The following is an 18736-nucleotide window of genomic DNA, read 5'->3' as shown; positions in this document are numbered from 1 at the left end:
GACCCCCGTCGCGTACGGAGTCAACCACGCGGGGGATCCGCCAGCAGCGTCGCCGCGTCGGCGGCGAGGCCCGCGTACGCCGACTGCCGCTCGAGCCCGGAGGCCTCGCGCGCCGCCGCCTGCACCACGACGGTCCACGCGTCGTCCCCGTCCTCGACGAGGTACGCGAGCGCGAGCGTGCCCACCGAGCTGCCGCCCTTGAACGCGACGTGGTCGAAGCGCCCGGGCTCGGGCAGGCCGGGGTTCGCCGACAGGATCCCGCGCACGGGCTCCCCGGCGGGCGTCGCCGCGAGCTCGGCCAGGCGCACGTGCGCGCGGGCGATGTCGTCGGGCGTCGCGAACCAGTCGACGCCGTCCGTCCACACCACGTCTGAGACGGCGGACACGGGCAGGTCGAGCTCGCCGCCCGGCAGCGCGTCGAGGAGCGCGCGGCGCTCGCCCGCGTCGGCGTCGGCCCACCGGGCGCGGAGGGCGCCGTCGTCCTGCCAGCCGACGCGGAAGAGGTCGCGCGTCGTCGCCAGCGGCACGTTGCGCGGCGGATCCGAGTGGCCGAGGTCCGCGAGCGCCGCCTCGACGGCCTCCCGCCCGACCGCGCGGATGACCATGTCGGTGGCCGTGTTGTCGCTGATGGAGATCATCTTCCCCGCGGCCTCGCGCACGCTCACGACGGTGCCGGTCGGGGCGTCCTGCAGCTCGCCGGAGGGGAGGCTGCGCACGTCGTCGGTGACGGTGAGCGGGTCGTCCCAGCCGATCCGCCCCTCCTCCACCGCCCGCACGAGCGCGCCGAGCACGTAGAGCTTCACGATGGATCCGATGGGCCGCGCCTCGGTCGCGGCCACGCCGTCGGGCAGCACCTCGAGGACCCGCTCGCCGAGCTCCCCGGCCCGGACCCGCGTGACCGTGAGCGACACGTCGCCGCCGAGCGCCGCGGCCTGCTCCTCGAGCTCCGTCCAGCTGGTCGCGGGCTCCCGGTCGCCCTCCGGCTCGCCGAAGAACAGGCCCGTGATGAGGCCCGCGTCGTGGACGGCGACCTGCATGTCGAAGGTGCCGGCCTCCGCGCTCTCGATCGTCGTCACCGACTGCGCGCCCTGCTCCTCGTGCGCGGTCGCGGTCCACGGGCGGCCGGCGCGCACCTGCTCCAGGACGGCCGCGAGGTCCTCCGCGGGCGCCGCGTCGAGCATCACCTGCGCCAGGCGCTCGCCGGTCTCCTGCACGGGCACGGCGTCCTTCGCGTTCACCGTGTCGAGCAGCCACTGCGCCTGCTGGCCCACGGGCGACGACGGCAGCGCGACCGGCTCCGCGGCGGGTGCGCTGGCGGGCCCCGTGGGATCCGCCGGCGACGCGGAGCACGCCGCCGCGAGGGCGGTCACGGCGGCGACCGCGAGGGCCATCGCGGCGCGCGCGGGACGGGATGGACGGGTCGCTCGGTGCGGGGACGGGGCCATGCCCCCACACAAGCGGAACGGGGCCGCCCGGGCGTCCCCCAGGAGGGGGAATCGTCCGGGCGGCCCCGTCGAGCGTGCCGTGGAGCGGCGGGATCAGCCGCGCGGCTCGACCCGGCTCTGGCCCGGGTCGCGGCCGGACACCACGTTGGTGTCCACGTCGAAGGCCTGGTCGCCCTCGCCCACGCTGTGCTCGAGGATCTGGTCGAAGGCCCAGTTCTCCGGGATCTTCGCGCCGAGGTTGGCGCCCCAGCCCGTGGACATGTCGGCCACGTAGCTGAGCTCGGTGAGATGCGCCGCCGCGAGGTTGGCGCAGATGCGGCGGCCGGCGTAGACGCCCACCCGGTACGCGCTGCCGCGGCGCTTCAGCTCGGCGTGGATGCCGCGGAAGTACGGCTGGAGGTACGTCTCGACCTCGGTGGGCGTGGCGTCGAAGTCGATCGCGTAGTAGATGGGCGTGCCCGGCAGGAAGCCGAGGCGACGTGCGGCGTCGTCCGCGCGACCGGCGGCGCGCACCCCGAGGTCGTACGAGAAGTACGTGGTGTCGGTGCCGCCCTCCTGGAAGATCGGGAAGACCTTGAGGCCGCCCGCGAAGATGGCCTGCAGCTCGCCGTCCTGGATGCGCTTCTCGAGCGCGTCCGGCCGGTCGGAGTTCGTGAGGTAGCGCCCCACGACCGTGTAGCCGGCGTCGCGGAGCGTCTTCGCGCGAGCCGCGTTGATGACGGTGATGCCGTCGACGGCCGCGCCGGGACGCGTCGGGTCGCCGTTGCTCGCGAGCAGCGCCGCCCAGGTGCGGTAGTCGCCGACGCCCGTCTCGGGCAGGGCGACCGTGCGCTGGAACTGCGAGAGGCGCTTGGCCTGCTCGGAGGAGAAGCGGCCGTCGACGGGGCCGTCCCACGTGCTCATGACCACGAGCGACGCCTGGAGCAGGTGACCGAGGTAGCCGGTGGTGTCGGCGGATCCGACGACGAGGCTCGGCTGCTTCTGGAGGGTGGAGCGCGTGAGCGGGCCGAAGGTGCCGTTGGCGGTCTCCTCGGCGATGCCCATCTCGAGCTGGAGCCCGTGGATGAGCGCCTTGTGCGAGTCGCTGGTCCACACGCCGTCGGTGGTGACGGCGGGGAATCCGGCGCGGGTGCCGTAGCGCGCGGCCAGCTTCTGCTGGATGTCGCGGACGACGGCGCGGCCGTTGGACGCGAGCGCGGCGCCGGTCGCGGGGGGAGCGGTGGGCGCGGCCTCGTCGGCGTGCGCGGGCCCTGCGGCGACCAGGGCCACGGGGACGGCGGCGAGGGCGCCGCCCAGGACGGAGCGTCGGGACAGGACGGAGCGTCGGGACAGGTTCATCGGTGTGCCTCCCATGCCGGTCATCCGGGCGGACCGGTCCGCAGGGCGGCACGGTCGTCCGGGGGACGGCGGTCTGCGGTTGTCCGTGGGCCTGATGGCGACGCGTGGTGCCGCCGGGCCGAGCGGGCGTGAACGGTCACCATAGGGGAGACCTGGGTGCGCGGACGCTGGGCGTCCACAGGGGCGCCGGGCGTCCGCGGGTCGGGCGGGCCTCAGCCGGCGGTGGGGACGGATCCCGCGGGCCCGGCGGATCCGTCGCGGTCCGCGCCGCGCTCGCCCGGCCGGATCCGGTCGCGGGCGTGGTGCAGGGTGTCCGACGGCACGGGCGGCACGCCGCGCGAGAGCCGGGCGAGCCCCATCCGCACGACCACCGCGGTCGCGATGCCGAACAGCGCCAGCGTGATGAGCGTCGCGGCCCAGAGCGGCAGCGCGAGCAGCAGCAGCGCCACGATCAGCGCGGCCAGGAGCCCGAGCGACACGAGCGCGAGCGCGACGCCGGCGCCCAGCAGGATCACGCCCGAGCGGGCGGACCGGGCGCGCTCGCCGATCTCGCGCTTGGCCGAGTCGATCTCGGCGCGCACCGCGCGGAGCAGGGGGTCGACGGCCTTCTGGGCGAAGGATCCGCCGAACCAGCTGCCGCGGGAGGAGGTGTCGTCGTCGGTCATGGTGCGTCTCTTCTCTCGTGGGCGGTCGAGCGGGTGGGCGGTCGAGCGGGTGGGCGGACGACCGCCCGGCCGGATCGCGGGGATCCGGCCGGGCGGTCGGGTCGATCAGGCCAGCCGGGTGCCGCTCGACATGCTCGAGCGGAGGCCGCCGGTGATCTGGATCACGACGGGGACCTCGGTGCCGAGCACCGCGTCCCAGCGCGCCACGGCCTCGTCGACCGTGCGGCGGACCTGCATCGGCGAGACGCCGCGGCGGGCGACCGCCGTGATCCGGAGCACCGTGGAGCGCTTGACCTCGAACGCGCTGACGTCGATCGAGACGATGGAGGGGTCGTGCCCGAGGGCCTCCTCCAGCATCTGCTCGGCGACCTTCGCGTCGACGACGAGCGATCCGCCGGTGGGCGAGTCCTGGCCGTCGCCGGGTGCGCGGCGCAGCAGCGTGCCGGTGCGGCCGTGGCCCTGGCGGAGCGCGAACCACGCCAGCACCAGGATCAGGACGAGCGCGGCGGCCGCGACGACCCAGAGGATCCACGGCTGGCCGCCCGAGAGCGCGTCATCGGCGGGCCCGCGGGCGTCGGAGGCGGCACCCGACACGGTGGACTGCACGTCCGGGAGGGCGGCTCCCATCGCGACGGCGGCGCCGGCCACGAGCAGGACGAGCCCGACCAGGATCACGAGCAGGCGGTTGAGAGCGCGGTTGGTGCTGGTCATCAGCCGACCTTCCCTTCCTCGGCGAGCGACACCTTGGCGGTGAGCGCGGGCGCGTAGTCGTATCCGGCGAGCTCGGCCCGCACGGCCTCCTCGACCGCGTGGACGTCCGTCGTGCGGCCCGAGGTGGGCGTGAGGCGGACGAGCGCGGTGCGGTGGGCGACGGAGACGTCGACCTGCTCGGGCGACACCCCGCCCGCGTAGCTCGCGGTGCGGGCGAGCGACCGGGCGATGACCCGGTCGTCGACCACCGCGGCGGTGCGTGCGGAGGAGGCACCTCGGCGGCCGCGACGGCCGGGCGCGAGGCCCACGATCACGAGCAGGAGGCCCACGAGCGCGGTCACGACGCCCGCGGCGACGAGCCAGCCGGCCGGAGCGGACACCGCGTCGAGCGATGCCGCGACGGCGTCGGCGGGCGCGACCAGGAGCGGGGCGGCGCCGACGGCCGCGAGGACCGCCTCCGTGCCGAGCCAGGCGAGCACCAGGATCAGGATCACGGCCAGCGTGATCGCGATGCCCGAGCGCGACGAGTGCGTCTCGCGTCGCACGAGGCGGCGGTACGTGCTCTCGGTGCTCATGAGACCCTCCTGCGTTCCTGGATGCGCGCGCCCGTGATGCGCAGGTCGACCCGGCCCACGGTGGATCCCGTGAGGTCGAGCACGCGGTCGCGCACCTCGGTCTGCGCGGCGACGAGCCGCTCCACGAGCGTGCCGCCCGCGTCGGGGCGTGCCGCGAGCGCGGGGATGCGGATGGGGGTGCGCGCCTCGACGGCCAGCTTCCCGTGATCGTCGGACAGCGTGACGGCGACGTCGTGCGCGGGCACCTCGAGGGCGTCCGCGGTGACGGCGGAGACGACCCGGCGCACCGCGCGCGACGTGATCGTGGTGCGGCCCCGGGCGGATCCGGATGCGTTCCCGGTCCTCCCGGGGGCCGACACCTGCGAGGTCACGACGACCGACGCCCGCGGAGGGCGTCGGCGAGGCCGCGGATGTCCAGCTTGCCCTCGAGCACGCGGCCGACGCCGAACCCGACCGCCATGAAGATCAGGACGAGGAGGAAGCCGCCGAAGCCGAAGGCGAGCCCGGAGAGCGCGAGGACCGCCCCGACGAGGAGGCCCGTGGTCGTGGGGGTCACTGGACGCGCTTCTCGGCCGCGTCGTCGTCCGCCGGCTTCTCGGACGGCAGGTTCACGTCGGTGATGGTGACGTTGACCTCGGTGACCTCCATGCCGACGACCTGGTCGATGGCGTCGGTGATGGCCTGGCGCACGTCGTCGGCGACCTGCTGCAGGTCGACGGGGTACTCCGCGATGAGCGTGACGTCGACGGCGACCTGGGTCTCGCCGACCTCGACGGAGATGCCCTGGCCGCGGTCCTGCTGGCCGATGACGTTGCGGATCGCGCCGACGGCACGCGCGGCGCCGTTGCCGAGGTCGTGGACGCCGGGGACCTGGCGGGCCGCGATGCCGGCGACCTTCTCGATGACGCCGTCGGCGATGGTGTTCTTGCCGCCCGCGGTGCTGGTGCTGGTGCCGGTGACGCCGGTGGACGCGGACGTGGGGGTGATGCTCGACATGGGATCTCTCTCTCGTGATGGACGGGCGGTGCTGCGTGGTGCGGGTCGGAGGGTGCCTCCCGAACCGCCTTCGTCCATGAGACGCATAGGCGGAGCGGTTCGGCACGCCGTTCAGGCGAATCCCAGGATGGCCGGTCGTCCCTTCGCCTGTCGGACACGACGCGGGGCGGGAGCGGACAGGGTCCCGGCCGCGTCAGCGGCGCAGCGTCGCGCTGGGCAGCTCGCCGAAGCGCTCCGCGTAGGACGCGGCGAAGCGCCCGAGGTGGCCGAAGCCCCACTGCTCGGCGACGGCCCGCACGGTGGTCGTGGCGGGCGAGGAGTCGCGCAGCTCGGCGTGGACGCGGTCGAGCCGGATCCCGCGGAGCAGCGCGCTCGGCGTCGTGTCCTCGTGGCGGCGGACGGCGAGCTGGAGCACGCGCGTGCTGATCCCCGCGGCGCGGGCCGCGTCCGCCGGCGTGATGGGCCGGTCGGCGTGGTGGTGCATGTACTCGATGGCGGTGCGGACGGCGCTCATGCGGGGCGCGCGCATCTCGGCGCTGAAGGGCACGTCGTGCCAGGGGAACAGCTCGAGCGTGGCGCGCGCGACGAGGAGGCCCGCCTGCATCCGGAGCAGGGGGCTCGACGCGGCGTCCTGCAGCACCGGGCTGGCCTCGCCGACGGCGCGCCGCCAGGCCGAGGACCGCTCGGGCGTCGGCGGGCGGGTGTGGTCGAACACGAGCGGGCGGGAGCGGCCGCCGTGCGCCTCCGCGGCGGTCTCCTCGAGGAACGCCGCGTGGATCTGCACGAGGTTCTGCACCCCCGCCTGGAAGCGGAAGTCGAATGCGCGGCCGGAGGGCAGGAGGAAGGGGCGGGATCCGCTCGAGCGCACCTCGTGCGACCCGCTGTCGACCGCGCCGGATCCCTCGCGCCACCAGACGACGACGTAGTCCGGCAGCGCGGGCATGCGGCCCCAGTGCTCGGCCAGGAAGGCGGAGGAGCGGAGCGTCACGTTCGCGTCGCCCACGAAGGAGTAGCGGTACGAGAAGTCGCCGGGGCCCGGGGCGGCGTGGAAGTCAGTACCCGGGTAGAGCGCGGCGTAGCGCGCGACGGCCTCGTCGAGGTCGGTGCCGGCCATGTGGCCGCGGCGGAGGGCGGGGGCGGCGGCGTCACCGGGGGCGGTCGTCGGGGTCGCGCCGGGGGCGATCGTGTCGACGGTGGCATCGCCGGGCGCGGATCCGCCGTCGGTCGCGGGGAGCGCGGGGAGCGCGTGCAGCGGGGTCGCGTCGCGGCGGCGCGCGTCGGGCGCGGGAGCGGTGCTCATGGATCCTCCGTCCTGCGCGACCGGGATCCGATCGCGTGTCATGGAGCGGACGTGCGCGGAGGGGCGTTCGTCACGCCGCGGCCCGAGGCCGGTGATCCGGCTCCGGGCCGCGCGCGACGGGCACGACGGTCGGGGCGCGCGGGTGGCGCCCCGACCGGCCGCCGCTAGTTCGCCGCGCTGGTGTTGACCGAGCCGTTGACGCCGTTCGGGTAGAACCCGCCCTTGGTGACGGCCTTGTTGTTGAGGTACACGATGTTGAGGACCTGGCCGGGGGTGCGGCTGAAGGCGATCGCGTTGGCGTCGGTCGGCACGAGGTTCGCGCCGCCGGAGACCGTGATGCCCTGGTCGAGGTCGGTCGGGCCGTCGAGCGAGTCGCGCGCGTTGGAGATCGCGTTGGCGGGCTCCGCCAGGCCGCGGGCGAACAGCTGCGAGCGGATGATGCCCGCGTGGTACGCCTCGACCGCGAGGATGCCGGCGGCCGCCTCGAGGTACGTCTTGTTGGTGATGAGGGGCGCGGCGCCCTTGTACGCCGTGACTCCCACGTCCTCGAAGATGAACGAGGCCAGCAGGAAGTTCTCCTGGTTGGCGAACGCGTCGAAGCGCTGGCCCGGCTTGATCAGCCCGGCCGCGGTGGCGGCGGCGGAGAACGCGGCGTCGAGGTCGATCGCGGGACGCGCGACCTTCGCCGAGCCGAGAGCTGCGCGCAGGAACTTCACGTGCGCCTTCTCGTCCTGCGCGATCTCGTACGCGTACTGGCGGATCGCGTAGTCCTGGAACTGGACGGCGCGGCCGCCGGTGACGTTGCCGGGGGTGCCGACGCCGGAGATGTCGTTCGGCACGAGGCCGTTGCCGGTGACGGCGCGGAGGTAGAACTCGGCCTCGAGGTACTCGAGGTTGAGGGCGAAGTTGAGGACGGCGGCGTCGGTGACGGCACCCGCGTCGGCCTCGGCCTGCGCGTCGGCCGCCTGGGCGCCCGTCGCGGGGATGAGAGCGGCGGCGCCGACCCCGAGGCCGGCGACGCCGGCCGCGCTGAAGAAGCGGCGACGGTCGAGCGGCGACTGCGCGCTCTTGTCGATGGCCTGGGTGATGAACTTCCTGTCGAACATGTGACGCTCCGGAGGTCTCAGCGGTGGGCATGGCTCGTCCATGAGCATCCGCTCGGCTCACGATCCGCTGGTGTCCTCGTGTGCACAATGCCTTCGCACCCCCGCGCCTACGGGGATTCGTTCTGGGGCTACCGGTATCCGGGTGGCCCCCCGTGTCCGGGGGCGGTGCGGCGGGGATCAGCCCGCGCGCGCCTGCCCCGCTGCGAACGCGGCGAAGGCCGCCTCGACGCGCTCGCGGTCGCCGGTGAGGAGCAGGTCGACCATGAGGCCGCGCATCGTCCCGAGGATCACCGTGGCCGCGGCCTGCGCCTCCGCGGGCGGGCGTCCCGCGGCCTCGAGCGCCCGGGCGATGAGGGCCGTGCGATCCCTGACCGAGCGCGCCACCGCGCTCGCGAAGGGCGGGTCGCCGTGGAGGCTGCGGCCCGTGATCTCGACGAAGAGCCGGACGTGCCGGCGGCCCTCGGGATCCGTGGCCCGCGCCCACAGCGCGCGCAGCGGGTCGTCCGCCCCGTCGACCAGGTCGGGCGACGAGAAGGTCTCGGCCAGCACGATCTCGACGATCTCGGTGATGAGCGCGTCGCGGGTCGCGAAGTGGTGCACGAGGGTGGCGTGGCTCACGCCCACGCCCTCGGCGATGCCGCGGAGGGTCAGGTCGTCGAGGCCGTGGTCGAGGACGTGCTCCGTCGCCGCCCGCAGCAGCTCGCCGCGACGGTGCGCGTACCGCAGCCGCCGTCCGTCGATCGCGTCGTCGCCCATGCCGCTCGTGCCCCCCCTTCCGGCGGTCGCGGGGGCGCCGCCGAGATGTTTGCTTGACCAACCGGTAGAGCAAATGTAGCGTCCTCGGCACGACGCGCCCGCGGGGCCCGGGAGCGTGTTCCCGGGGATCGGGCGGGCGCATGAGCTGTCCGGGGGGACGCGATGACGACGACCATGACGACGAGGAGCGGCCGGAGGGGCCTGCTCATGACCACGGCGACGATGCTGGTGGCGGCGGGGGCCGCCCTCGGCCTCGCCGTTCCCGCGCAGGCGGCCGCGGTCAACCCGTACGAGCGCGGGCCCGAACCCAGCACCGCGAGCATCGAGGCCACGCGGGGCTCCTTCGCGGTCGCGGAGACGTCGGTGTCGCGGCTGACGGCCCGCGGCTTCGGCGGCGGCACGATCCACTACCCGACCACCACGAGCGCGGGGACGTTCGGGGTGGTCGCCATCGCGCCCGGCTACACGGCGCGCGAGTCGAGCATCGCCTGGCTCGGACCGCGCCTCGCGTCGCAGGGCTTCGTCGTGTTCACCATCGACACGATCACCACCTCCGACCAGCCGAGCTCGCGCGGCGACCAGCTCCGCGCGGCGCTCGCGTACGTCGTGGACGAGAGCCCGGTGCGCGGCCGCGTCGACGGCTCGCGGCTCGCGGTCATGGGCCACTCCATGGGCGGAGGCGGATCCCTGCAGGCCGCCAAGGACGACCCGTCGATCCGCGCGGTCATCCCCATGACGCCGTACAACCTCGACAAGACGTGGCCCGAGGTCGTCGCGCCCACGCTGGTCATCGGCGCGGAGGACGACAGCGTCGCCCCCGTCGCCCGCCACGCGGAGCCCTTCTACGAGTCGCAGACGCAGGCGTCGGAGAAGGCCTACCTGGAGCTGCGCGGCGCGAGCCACTTCGCCCCGAACATCTCGAACACCACCATCGCGAGCGCCAGCGTCGCGTGGCTCAAGCGCCACGTCGACGGCGACCTCCGGTACGAGCGGTTCATCTGCCCGGCGCCCGCGGTGAGCCTCCGGATCAGCGAGTACCGCAGCACTTGCTGAGCCGGCGACCGCCCGGTCGGCGTCGGCCGGGCGGCGGTGTCGGGGGTGGCCGGTAGAACGGATCCGTGACCACCCCCGCCCCCGTCGCCGACCCGCGGCCACGACGCGCGCTCCTCGACATCACCCGCATCTACGCGGAGCCGGCCGCCCTCGAGCTGCCGCGCGGGCAGGAGATCGTGGGCGCCTGGCCGGACGCGACCATCGTCGAGGTGGCCTCGCACTGGCAGATCCCGGAGGTGCACGGCGACGAGGCGAACGTCGCCCGCTGGGTGCGCATCAAGACGGAGGCGCTCGTCGTGGGCGTCAAGAAGTCGCTCGTCACGCGGCCCAACGGGCGCTCGGCCGACTTCATCGCGCCGTCCACGGCCAACGGCTGCGCCATGGCGTGCGCCTACTGCTACGTGCCCCGGCGCAAGGGGTACAGCAACCCCATCACGGTGTTCGCCAACATCGAGCAGATCCAGCGCCACGTCGCCCGGCACATCGCGAAGCAGGGGCCCAAGGTCGAGCCGAACCAGTGCGACCCGGAGGCGTGGGTCTACGACATCGGCGAGAACAGCGACTGCTCGGCCGACGCGCGCGTGAGCGAGAACGTGCGCGACCTCGTCGAGCTGTTCCGCATGTCGCCCACGGCCAAGGCGTCCTTCGCCACCAAGCACGTCAACCGCGAGATGCTCCAGTGGGATCCGATGGGCCACACCCGCGTGCGCTTCTCGCTCATGCCGGAGGCCATCGCGCGCGTCACCGACATCCGCACCTCGCCCATCCCGGAGCGCATCGCCGCCATCGACGACTTCGTGGAGGCCGGCTACGAGGTGCACCTCAACTTCTCGCCCGTCATCCTCACGCCGGGCTGGCGCGGAGAGTGGGAGCAGCTGCTCCGCACGCTCGACGACACCCTGGCGCCCGCCACCAAGGCGCAGCTCGCCGCCGAGGTCATCATGCTCACGCACAACGAGCAGCTCCACGAGGTCAACATGGGCTGGCACCCGAAGGCCGAGGAGCTCATCTGGCAGCCGGGCATGCAGGAGCGCAAGGTCAGCGAGAACGGCGCGATCAACGTCCGCTACCGCCGCGGCCTCAAGGGCGACGCGGTGGCGGAGTTCACGGCGCTCGTGCGCCGGATCATGCCGTACTGCCGCATCCGCTACGCGTTCTGAGGGCCGTCGCCGGCCGCTTCAGCGCCGCGGCAGCCCCGCGAGGTAGGCGGTGAGCACACGCGACGCGTCGAGCGGCGCCGCGTCGGCCACGTCGTAGAGGAGCAACGCGTCGACCAGGCCCACGAGATCCACCGCGTGCGTGGCCGGCTGCCGCACGCCGATCGCCCGGAGGATCCCCGTGGCCGTGTCGACGAGCGCGGCCCGCACGGGAGCGGCGGAGGTGAGCGGGGCGCGGAGGTCGGGATCGTCCCGCAGCTCGGACAGGAGCGCGAGCCGCACGGCCTGCGCGTCGGCGCGCGCGGCGAGCCGGTCGAGCATCGTGCGCGCGACCGCCACGGCGGCCGCATCGTCGAGGACCGCGGGGACGGCGAGGTCGCGCAGGTCCTCCTCGAGCTGCTCGGTGATCCGCGCGACGACGAGCCCGGTCAGCTCCCGGCGGCTGCGCGCGTAGTAGGTCGTGGATCCCGCGGGCACGCCGGCCTCGACGTCGACCGCGCGGTGGGTCAGCGACCGCATGCCGCTCCGCGCCACCAGCCGCACGCCCGCGTCGGCGAGCTCCTCGCGTCGTCCCATGCCCACCTCGATCCTCTACGAGCGTAGTGTCCTCTACATACGTAGAGGATGGAGCGAGCATGCAGGTGGCAGTGGTCGGTGGCGGCATGTCCGGGGCGGCGATCGTCCGCGCGGTGGAGGAGCGGGGCGGCGAGGCGCGGCTGCTGTCGCGGTCGACGGGATTCGACGTGCTCCGCGACGACGCCCGTGCGGCGATCGACGGGGCGGACGCGGTGGTGGAGGCGACGGGGCTCTTCACGACGAGCGCCCGGCGGGCGACGCGGTTCTTCACGGGATCGACCCGGGCCGTGGGCGGCGCCGCGCACGCGTCGGGTGCGCGGCACGTGCTGCTGTCCATCGTCGGCTGCACGCTTCCCGAGGTGCAGGGATACGGCTACTTCGCCGGCAAGACGGCGCAGGAGGAGGCGGCGCGGACGACGGGCGCGGAGCTCACGATCGTCCGGTCCACGCAGTGGTTCGAGTTCGCGCGCCAGAACCTGGCCCGCATGCGGTTCGGGCCCATCGCGCTGGTGCCCGGCATGCGGATCCAGCCGGTCGCGCTCGACGCCGTGGCGGCGGTCGTCGCCGACGTCGCGATGGGCATCCGTCCCGGGCCGGTCGTCGAGGTCGCCGGACCGGACGTCATGACGCTCTGGGAGATGACGCGCGCGCTCGGCGACCGCGGCGCGCGGCCGGTGCCGCTGCCGATCCCCGGGCGGCTCGGCCGGGCGTTCGCCGGGGGCGCGCTGCTGCCCGGACCCGCCGTCGAGGTCGTCGGACCGCGCTTCGCCGACCGCGCCGTGCGCTGAGCCGACGGGCAGCACGACGGCGGGGCACCCGGGAGGGCACCCCGCCGTCGCGGTCGATCGGGTCTAGCTCTTGAAGCGGTCGATCCAGCCGGCGACCGGGCGCTGCTGCTCGCCCTGCTGGGCGGCGAGGACCACGAGCACCGAGGTCAGCGCGGGGATCGCCCACTGGAGCGCCTTCTGCTGCTTCTGCGCGCCCGCGAGCTCCTTCGACGCACCGGCGCCGGGCTCCGTGGTGCCCTCGGCGCCCTCGTCCGCGTGCTTGGCCATCTTCGATCCGACGAGCGCCGAGTACAGCGTCGTGCCGGCGGCGACGATGGTCAGCACGGCCTTCACGTTCGTGTTCGAGCGGGCCTCGCCCTGCGACGCGAGGCGTCCCTTGTTGGCGTAGATGAGGCCGAGGCCGCCGACGGCGTGCGCGCCGAGGGCGGCGAGCTGCACGGGCGCCCAGCGGGCCCAGCCGATGGAGGACAGGCGCAGGCGCTCCTGCGGCTGCTTCGCCTTGGCGGCGGCGCCGTTCAGGCCGACCGCGCCCATGAGGGATCCGCCGAACCAGGCCGCGAGGCCGAGGTCGTGCATGCTCCTGATGACGGTGTTGCGTTCTGACATGTGCTTCTCCGAGTCGTCGTCCGTGGCCGCCCGCGAGGCGGCCGGTGTCCTGTGAGCTGGACGCTACGCCCGGGATCGAGCAGTGTGTCGGCGGTCGGCGGATGTCCAGGATCCACCCGACGAGGGCGGCGGCCAGGAGTCCTCAACGGAGGCTGGGAGTCACCGGTCGACACCTTGGCGCTCCCCCTCCGGCCCGGTTCGCTGGACGTGGTGCCCGACGACGGCGGGACCGGAGTCGAGGGGACGGATGCCATGGGCAAGGCGTGGATGGTGATGGTCGCGGCGGTGCTCGGCGGCCACGGGTTCGTGGGGCTCTTCATCGAGGGGTCGCACCTGCTCGGGGTCCTCAACGTCGACTTCTTCGTCGACGTCCTCTACCTGCTGAGCGCGATCGCGCTGCTCGTCGCCGGCACGCGGCAGATCGGGCCGGGCGCGATCCGCGCCACGCTCGCCGCGTTCGGCGGCCTGTTCACGCTCATGGGGATCCTCAGCGTCCTCGACAACGAGCTCGGCGGCCTCACGCCCACCGGCTTCACGATCGTCGACGACTTCCTCTTCTTCGGACTCGGCCTCTCGGGCCTCGCCCTCGCGCTCACCCCCAGCTCGGTCGAGCCGCTGACGACCGGCGGCAAGCCGCTCAACTAGCGGACACCCCCCGTCCTCGTCGTCCGCACGGCCACGGGTCAGTCGGCGGTGAGCGCCATGTGCACCTGGTAGCGGTCGCCGCGGTACCACGACGTCACGTACTCGACGGGGATGCCCCCGGCGCGGGAGCTGCGGCGGAACACCAGGGTCGAGGATCCGGCGGTCACCTCCAGCGCCTCGGCGGTGTCGGGATCCGCGGCCTCGGCCCACACCGTCTGCTCGGCGCTGTCGATGTGCACCCCGTACCGCTCGGCGAGCACGCCGTAGAGCGAGGCGGTGAGGTCGTGGTCGCCCAGGTCCGCCGCCACGCGCGCGGAGTACCAGCCGATCTCGAGCGCCATGGGGGTGCCGTCGGCCAGCCGCAGCCGCTCGACGGCCCACGCGCGCTCGCCCTCGTCGAGGCCCAGCGCCGCGCGCGCCTCGAGCGGCGGAGCACCGGTCCCGGCACGCCGCACCAGGGTGGTCGCCACCATCCCGCGCCGCCGCATGTCCTCGGTGAAGGAGGCGAGGTGCAGCTGCGACTGGATCCGCTCCCCGGCCACGAACGTCCCCTTGCCCTGCACCGTGTACAGCCGCTGCTCCTCGACGAGCTGCCGCACGGCCTGCCGCACGGTCGCGCGGCTCACGTCGTGGGTCATCGCGAGGTCCCGCTCCGACGGGATGGCGGCGTGCGCGGGCCACGCGCTGCCGATGTCGGCGAGGAGGATCGCCCGCAGCTGGGCGTGCTTGGGGACCGGGCCGGGGGCGAAGGTGGCGGTCCGGGCGTCGGCGTCGTGGGGTCGGGGCATGGAGCGCGTCTCTCGGCGTTGACACGACGGGGTGGCGCCACGTACCTTCACCGGTACGTACCAGTTCGAGCAGTGCATCCCGTCATGTGGGCGATATTCGTCGCATCGACTCTAGATGCACGGCACTGGTGCATACCAGTGAATCGTCCCCGCCGAGGAGTCCCCGTGGTCCATGTGCTGTCCCCGCTCGTGGGGGTCGCCGTTCCCCTGCTGTCCGTGCCCGATGCGCTCTTCGCCGCGGGGGCGATGGGGCCCGGGGTGGGGATCACGCCGCCCGCCGAGATCGTGGACGTGGTCGCGCCCATCGACGGGACGCTGCTGCAGGTCTTCCCGCATGCCTTCGTCGTCGTGGCCGACGACGGCCTGGCCGTGCTCGTGCATCTCGGCATCGACACCGTCGACCTCGCGGGCGCGGGCTTCACGGCGTTCGCCGCCAAGGGGGATCGCGTCGCCGCGGGCGCCCCTGTCATCGCCTACGACGTCCCCGCGATCCTCGCCGCCGGCCACTCCAGCGTCGTCCCCGTCATCGTGCTCGAGCGCTCACCGGAGGACGTCCGCGTGCTCGTGGAGGAGGGGGCCGCCCTGCTCCCCGGCTCGCCCCTGCTCTCCGTCTGACCCGTCCGAGACGGCCGCCCGCCCGGTCGGCCCGAAGATCCGCTGTCCCACCCATCACCGGAGCCCCCGCGAAAGAGGACCCATGACCGCCACCGCAACGCCGCGTCGCCGCCGCACCGTCCCGGGCTTCGCCCAGATGCAGCGCCTCGGGAAGAGCCTGATGCTCCCCATCGCGGTGCTGCCCGCCGCGGGGATCCTGCTCCGGGTCGGGCAGCCCGACCTGCTCGGCCGCATCGACCTGCCCGTCATCGGCCCGTTCTTCCAGGCCATGAGCGCCGCCGGCGGCGCGCTGTTCGACAACCTGGCGCTCCTCTTCGCCGTGGGCGTCGCGATCGGGTTCGCCAAGAAGGCCGACGGTTCGACCGCGCTCTCGGCCGTGGTCGGCTACCTCGTGCTCTCGAACGTGTTCACGGCCATGTCGCCGGTGGTGCTCGCCGGTCAGACCACGGTCGCCGGCGCGCAGGTGGAAATCGACTACAGCGTCTTCGGCGGGATCGTCGTGGGCCTCGTCACCGCCTGGCTGTTCGACCGGTACCACACCATCCAGCTGCCCTCCTACCTGGGCTTCTTCGGCGGCCGCCGGTTCGTGCCGATCGTCGTCTCGCTCGTGAGCCTCGTCATCGGGTTCGGGCTGAGCTACGCGTACCCGGTCTTCGACCTGGGCCTCGCGGGTCTCGGCGCCTTCATCGGCGGCACGGGTGCGCTCGGCGCGTTCGTCTACGGCTTCACGAACCGGATGCTGATCCCCGTGGGCCTGCACCACATCCTCAACTCCTACGTGTGGTTCCTCCAGGGCTCCTACACGAAGGCCGACGGCAGCGTCGTCACGGGCGAGCTCACGCGCTTCGCCGCGGGCGATGCGACGGCGGGCACGCTCACCTCGGGCTTCTACCCGGTGCTCATGTTCGGGCTCCCCGCCGCGGCGCTGGCGATGATCCACCTGTCGAACCCGGCGCAGCGCAAGGCGGCCATCGGCATCCTCGGCGCGGCGGGCCTCACGGCTTTCCTCACCGGCGTCACCGAGCCCCTGGAGTTCGCGTTCATGTTCGCGGCCTTCCCGCTGTACGTCGTCCACGCCCTGCTCACCGGGCTCTCGCTCGCCATCGCGAACCTGCTCGACATCCACCTCGGCTTCTCGTTCTCGGCGGGCCTGTTCGACCTGCTGCTCTACGGCACCGCCCCCGCGGCCGAGAACATCGGGCTGCTCGTGATCATGGGCGTCGTCTACTTCGCCGTCTACTACCTGCTCTTCCGCGTCGTGATCACGAGATGGAACCTGCGCACGCCCGGCCGTGAGGACGTGGCGGCGCCCGTCGACGAGGCCTCCCGCGCGGATGCGGGTGCGCAGTCGGGGGTCGCGGCCCCGGCGGCTCCGGCCTCCGCCCCCGTCGTCGACGCGTCGGCCCCCACCGCCGAGCGGCTGATCCAGGCCTTCGGCGGGCGCGACAACCTCGTCCTCGTCGACGCGTGCATCACGCGCCTGCGCGTCGAGGTCGCGGACCGGGCGCTCGTCGACCACGCGCGCCTCAAGGAGCTGGGCGCCGCCGGGGTGATGGAGGTGGGCGACAACGTCCAGGCGGTCTTCGGCCCGCGCGCGGAGTCGCTGAAGGACGCGATGCGCGAGGTGCTCTGATGGAGGTCGTCGTCGTCCCGACCGCGGAGGACGCCGCCCGGCTCGTCGCCGACGCCTACCGCGCGCTGCTCGAGCGCCGGCCGGATGCCGTGCTGGGCCTCGCGACCGGCTCGACGCCGCTGCCGCTGTACCGGGAGCTCATCCGGCGCCACCGGGAGGAGGGGCTGAGCTTCGCGCGGGCGCGGGCCTTCCTCCTCGACGAGTACGTGGGGCTGCCCGCCGGGCATCCCGAGCGGTACCGCGCGTTCATCGCGGAGGAGCTCGAGCGCCACGTCGACTTCGCCCCCGACGCGATCCTCGGTCCGGGCGACGTCGCATCCGATCCTCTGGAGGCCGGCCCCGCCTACGAGCGCGCCATCCGGGAGGCCGGCGGCATCGACCTGCAGATCCTCGGCATCGGCACGGATGGGCACCTGGCCTTCAACATGCCGATGTCGAGCCTCGGCAGCCGCACGCGCCTCAAGACCCTCACGCCCCGGACACGGCGGGACAACGCGCGCTTCTTCGGCGGCGACCTCGATCGCGTGCCCACGCACTGCCTCACGCAGGGGCTGGCGACGATCCTCGACAGCCGGCACGCGATCATGCTCGGCGTCGGCCGGGCCAAGGCGCAGGCGGTGCGTGCCGCCGTCGAGGGCGCGCTGTCGGCGCGCTGGCCCGCGTCGGTGCTGCAGCTGCACCCGCACGCCACGGTGGTCGTCGACGAGGAGGCCGCGGCCGAGCTCGAGTTCGTCCCGTACTACCGCGAGACCTTCGCGGGCAAGCCGGCCGGGCAGGGCCTCTGATGCGGCTGCGCGCCGCCCGGGCGCTCGTCGACGGCGCGTTCACGGGACCGGTGGTCGTCGACGTCGCAGCGGGGCGGATCACGGGCGTCCACCCGGCGACGGGATCCGAGGTCGTCGACCACGACCTCGTCGACGGGACGCTCAGCGCCGGCCTTCTGGACCTGCAGGTCAACGGCTCGTTCGGCGTCGACGTCGCGTCGGCCGACACCGCGGGGTGGCGGACCCTCCTCGCCGGGCTCGCCTCCCGTGGCGTCACGGGGGTCGAGCCGACCGTGATCACCGCGCCGCTGCCCGAGATCGCGAGCGCCCTCGCCCGCGTCGGACGGGCCAGGGGCGAGTACGCCGACGAGCCGGTGGCCCGGATCCTCGGCGCCCACCTCGAGGGGCCGTTCATCTCGCCCGCGCGCAAGGGCGCGCACCGCGTGGAGTGCATGCTCCTCCCGACCCCCGCCCACCTCGACGCGCTGCTGGCCGATCCGGCGGCTCGCTCAGCGCTGCGGACGGTGACGCTCGCCCCCGAGCTGCCGGGCGCGGAGGAGGCGACGAGGCGGCTGGTCGCGGAGGGCTGCGTCGTCTCCGTCGGCCACAGCGACGCCACCGCGGCGCAGGTGCGCGCGGCCGGCGACGCCGGCGCGACGATGACCACGCACGTGTTCAACGCCCAGCGCCCCCTGAAGCACCGGGAACCCGGCGTGCCGGGCGCGGTCCTCACCGACGAGCGCTTCTTCGTCGGGACGATCATCGACGGCCAGCACCTCGACCCCCGCGTCGTGTCGCTCGTGATGAGCGCGGCCGGCTCGCGCATGGTCGCGGTGACCGACGCCATCGTGACCGCAGGGCAGGAGCCCGGGGAGTGGCACGAGTTCGGCGGTCAGCCCGTCGCCAACGACGCCTCCGGCCTGGGCCGCCGGCCCGACGGCACGATCGCCGGAGCGGGCGTGGTGCTCGACGAGGGGGTGCGGCGCATGATCGCCGCGGGACTGGATCCGGCGCGCGTCCTCGCCGCGTGCACCGAGAACGCCGCGCGCTCGCTCGGGCGCGCCGACATCGGCCACGTCGCCGCGGGAGCGGCCGCCGACCTGGTGTGGTGGGACGCCGCGTGGCAGCCGTCGGCGGTGTGGATCGCGGGAGAGGCGATCCGCCCTCCCGTCGGCTGAGCCGGGCGGCCGGCGGGAGGGCGGGTGTCGTCGCCCGTCGG

22 protein-coding genes are annotated in these 18736 nt (G+C 74.1%); 8 read left to right on the top strand and 14 right to left on the bottom strand.

The features are described 5' to 3' along the window. Positions 1-20: 20 nt before the first annotated feature. The 11 genes from ACMT9T_RS08745 to ACMT9T_RS08695 all read right to left on the bottom strand — a co-directional run bounded on the left by ACMT9T_RS08745 (position 21) and on the right by ACMT9T_RS08695 (position 8892). Positions 21-1391, bottom strand: coding sequence for a serine hydrolase (locus tag ACMT9T_RS08745; RefSeq protein WP_414745176.1), 1371 nt, complete (start codon positions 1389-1391; stop codon positions 21-23). 147 nt (positions 1392-1538) lie between these two features. Further along, positions 1539-2783 (bottom strand): glycoside hydrolase domain-containing protein, encoded by a 1245-nt coding sequence (locus tag ACMT9T_RS08740; RefSeq protein ID WP_414745175.1) that lies wholly within the window; start codon positions 2781-2783, stop codon positions 1539-1541. Positions 2784-2995: 212 nt separating this feature from the next. Continuing rightward, on the bottom strand, positions 2996-3448 hold the full coding sequence (locus tag ACMT9T_RS08735; protein ID WP_414745174.1) for a phage holin family protein: 453 nt from the start codon (positions 3446-3448) through the stop codon (positions 2996-2998). A gap of 105 nt (positions 3449-3553) precedes the next feature. Beyond that, complete coding sequence (locus ACMT9T_RS08730) at positions 3554-4159, bottom strand: hypothetical protein (protein WP_414745173.1); 606 nt, start codon at positions 4157-4159, stop codon at positions 3554-3556. Then, positions 4159-4734, bottom strand: coding sequence for an Asp23/Gls24 family envelope stress response protein (locus ACMT9T_RS08725; protein ID WP_414745172.1), 576 nt, complete (start codon positions 4732-4734; stop codon positions 4159-4161). The genes ACMT9T_RS08730 and ACMT9T_RS08725 overlap by 1 nt, the downstream gene beginning before the upstream one ends. Continuing rightward, positions 4731-5105, bottom strand: a complete 375-nt coding sequence (locus ACMT9T_RS08720; RefSeq protein WP_414745171.1) for a hypothetical protein — start codon at positions 5103-5105, stop codon at positions 4731-4733. Before ACMT9T_RS08720 ends, ACMT9T_RS08725 begins: the two co-directional genes overlap by 4 nt. Further along, positions 5102-5290: a DUF2273 domain-containing protein gene (locus ACMT9T_RS08715; protein WP_043675393.1), complete on the bottom strand. Its 189-nt coding sequence runs from the start codon at positions 5288-5290 to the stop codon at positions 5102-5104. The genes ACMT9T_RS08720 and ACMT9T_RS08715 overlap by 4 nt, the downstream gene beginning before the upstream one ends. Beyond that, the gene (locus tag ACMT9T_RS08710; RefSeq protein WP_414745170.1) at positions 5287-5730 is read right to left on the bottom strand and encodes an Asp23/Gls24 family envelope stress response protein; all 444 of its coding nucleotides are present in this window, start codon (positions 5728-5730) and stop codon (positions 5287-5289) included. Before ACMT9T_RS08710 ends, ACMT9T_RS08715 begins: the two co-directional genes overlap by 4 nt. 193 nt (positions 5731-5923) lie before the next feature. After that, on the bottom strand, positions 5924-7030 hold the full coding sequence (locus tag ACMT9T_RS08705; protein ID WP_414745169.1) for a helix-turn-helix transcriptional regulator: 1107 nt from the start codon (positions 7028-7030) through the stop codon (positions 5924-5926). A 164-nt stretch (positions 7031-7194) separates the two neighbouring features. Beyond that, positions 7195-8136: a ferritin-like domain-containing protein gene (locus tag ACMT9T_RS08700; RefSeq protein WP_414745168.1), complete on the bottom strand. Its 942-nt coding sequence runs from the start codon at positions 8134-8136 to the stop codon at positions 7195-7197. A 177-nt stretch (positions 8137-8313) separates the two neighbouring features. Then, complete coding sequence (locus tag ACMT9T_RS08695) at positions 8314-8892, bottom strand: TetR/AcrR family transcriptional regulator (RefSeq protein WP_414745167.1); 579 nt, start codon at positions 8890-8892, stop codon at positions 8314-8316. A gap of 207 nt (positions 8893-9099) precedes the next feature. Here ACMT9T_RS08695 and ACMT9T_RS08690 point away from each other — a divergent pair, with 207 nt between their 5' ends. Beyond that, positions 9100-9945 (top strand): poly(ethylene terephthalate) hydrolase family protein, encoded by an 846-nt coding sequence (locus ACMT9T_RS08690; protein WP_414745166.1) that lies wholly within the window; start codon positions 9100-9102, stop codon positions 9943-9945. A gap of 65 nt (positions 9946-10010) precedes the next feature. Continuing rightward, positions 10011-11105, top strand: a complete 1095-nt coding sequence (locus tag ACMT9T_RS08685; RefSeq protein WP_414745165.1) for a spore photoproduct lyase family protein — start codon at positions 10011-10013, stop codon at positions 11103-11105. Between the two features lie 18 nt (positions 11106-11123). Here ACMT9T_RS08685 and ACMT9T_RS08680 read toward each other — a convergent pair whose 3' ends face one another. Beyond that, positions 11124-11678 (bottom strand): TetR/AcrR family transcriptional regulator, encoded by a 555-nt coding sequence (locus ACMT9T_RS08680; protein ID WP_414745164.1) that lies wholly within the window; start codon positions 11676-11678, stop codon positions 11124-11126. Positions 11679-11737: 59 nt separating this feature from the next. On the opposite strand from ACMT9T_RS08680, the gene ACMT9T_RS08675 reads away from it, so the two are divergent. Continuing rightward, a complete protein-coding gene (locus ACMT9T_RS08675; protein ID WP_414745163.1) occupies positions 11738-12466 on the top strand; it encodes an SDR family oxidoreductase in 729 nt (242 codons plus the stop codon). 63 nt (positions 12467-12529) lie between these two features. On the opposite strand, the gene ACMT9T_RS08670 is transcribed toward ACMT9T_RS08675, so the two are convergent. Beyond that, positions 12530-13072: a hypothetical protein gene (locus ACMT9T_RS08670; RefSeq protein WP_414745162.1), complete on the bottom strand. Its 543-nt coding sequence runs from the start codon at positions 13070-13072 to the stop codon at positions 12530-12532. A gap of 210 nt (positions 13073-13282) precedes the next feature. Here ACMT9T_RS08670 and ACMT9T_RS08665 point away from each other — a divergent pair, with 210 nt between their 5' ends. Continuing rightward, positions 13283-13717, top strand: a complete 435-nt coding sequence (locus ACMT9T_RS08665) for a hypothetical protein (RefSeq protein ID WP_414745161.1) — start codon at positions 13283-13285, stop codon at positions 13715-13717. Between the two features lie 38 nt (positions 13718-13755). Here the strand turns inward: ACMT9T_RS08665 and ACMT9T_RS08660 are convergent, their stop codons facing one another. Further along, complete coding sequence (locus tag ACMT9T_RS08660; protein WP_414745160.1) at positions 13756-14505, bottom strand: GntR family transcriptional regulator; 750 nt, start codon at positions 14503-14505, stop codon at positions 13756-13758. A gap of 165 nt (positions 14506-14670) precedes the next feature. On the opposite strand from ACMT9T_RS08660, the gene ACMT9T_RS08655 reads away from it, so the two are divergent. The 4 genes from ACMT9T_RS08655 (at position 14671) to nagA (ending at position 18695) form a co-directional block, all read left to right on the top strand. Continuing rightward, the gene (locus ACMT9T_RS08655; protein WP_414745159.1) at positions 14671-15120 is read left to right on the top strand and encodes a PTS sugar transporter subunit IIA; all 450 of its coding nucleotides are present in this window, start codon (positions 14671-14673) and stop codon (positions 15118-15120) included. An 82-nt stretch (positions 15121-15202) separates the two neighbouring features. Next, the gene (locus ACMT9T_RS08650; protein ID WP_414745158.1) at positions 15203-16753 is read left to right on the top strand and encodes a PTS transporter subunit EIIC; all 1551 of its coding nucleotides are present in this window, start codon (positions 15203-15205) and stop codon (positions 16751-16753) included. Further along, a complete protein-coding gene (gene nagB / locus ACMT9T_RS08645) occupies positions 16753-17538 on the top strand; it encodes a glucosamine-6-phosphate deaminase (protein WP_414745157.1) in 786 nt (261 codons plus the stop codon). The genes ACMT9T_RS08650 and nagB overlap by 1 nt, the downstream gene beginning before the upstream one ends. Then, the gene (nagA, locus tag ACMT9T_RS08640) at positions 17538-18695 is read left to right on the top strand and encodes an N-acetylglucosamine-6-phosphate deacetylase (protein ID WP_414745156.1); all 1158 of its coding nucleotides are present in this window, start codon (positions 17538-17540) and stop codon (positions 18693-18695) included. Before nagB ends, nagA begins: the two co-directional genes overlap by 1 nt. Positions 18696-18736: the final 41 nt, after the last annotated feature.

Source organism: Clavibacter vidaverae (genome assembly GCF_047529985.1).
GTDB classification, from domain to species: Bacteria; Actinomycetota; Actinomycetes; order Actinomycetales; family Microbacteriaceae; genus Clavibacter; species Clavibacter nebraskensis_A.
Note: the sequence above shows the minus strand (reverse complement) of the source record. Positions and strands in the feature narration are given on the sequence as shown.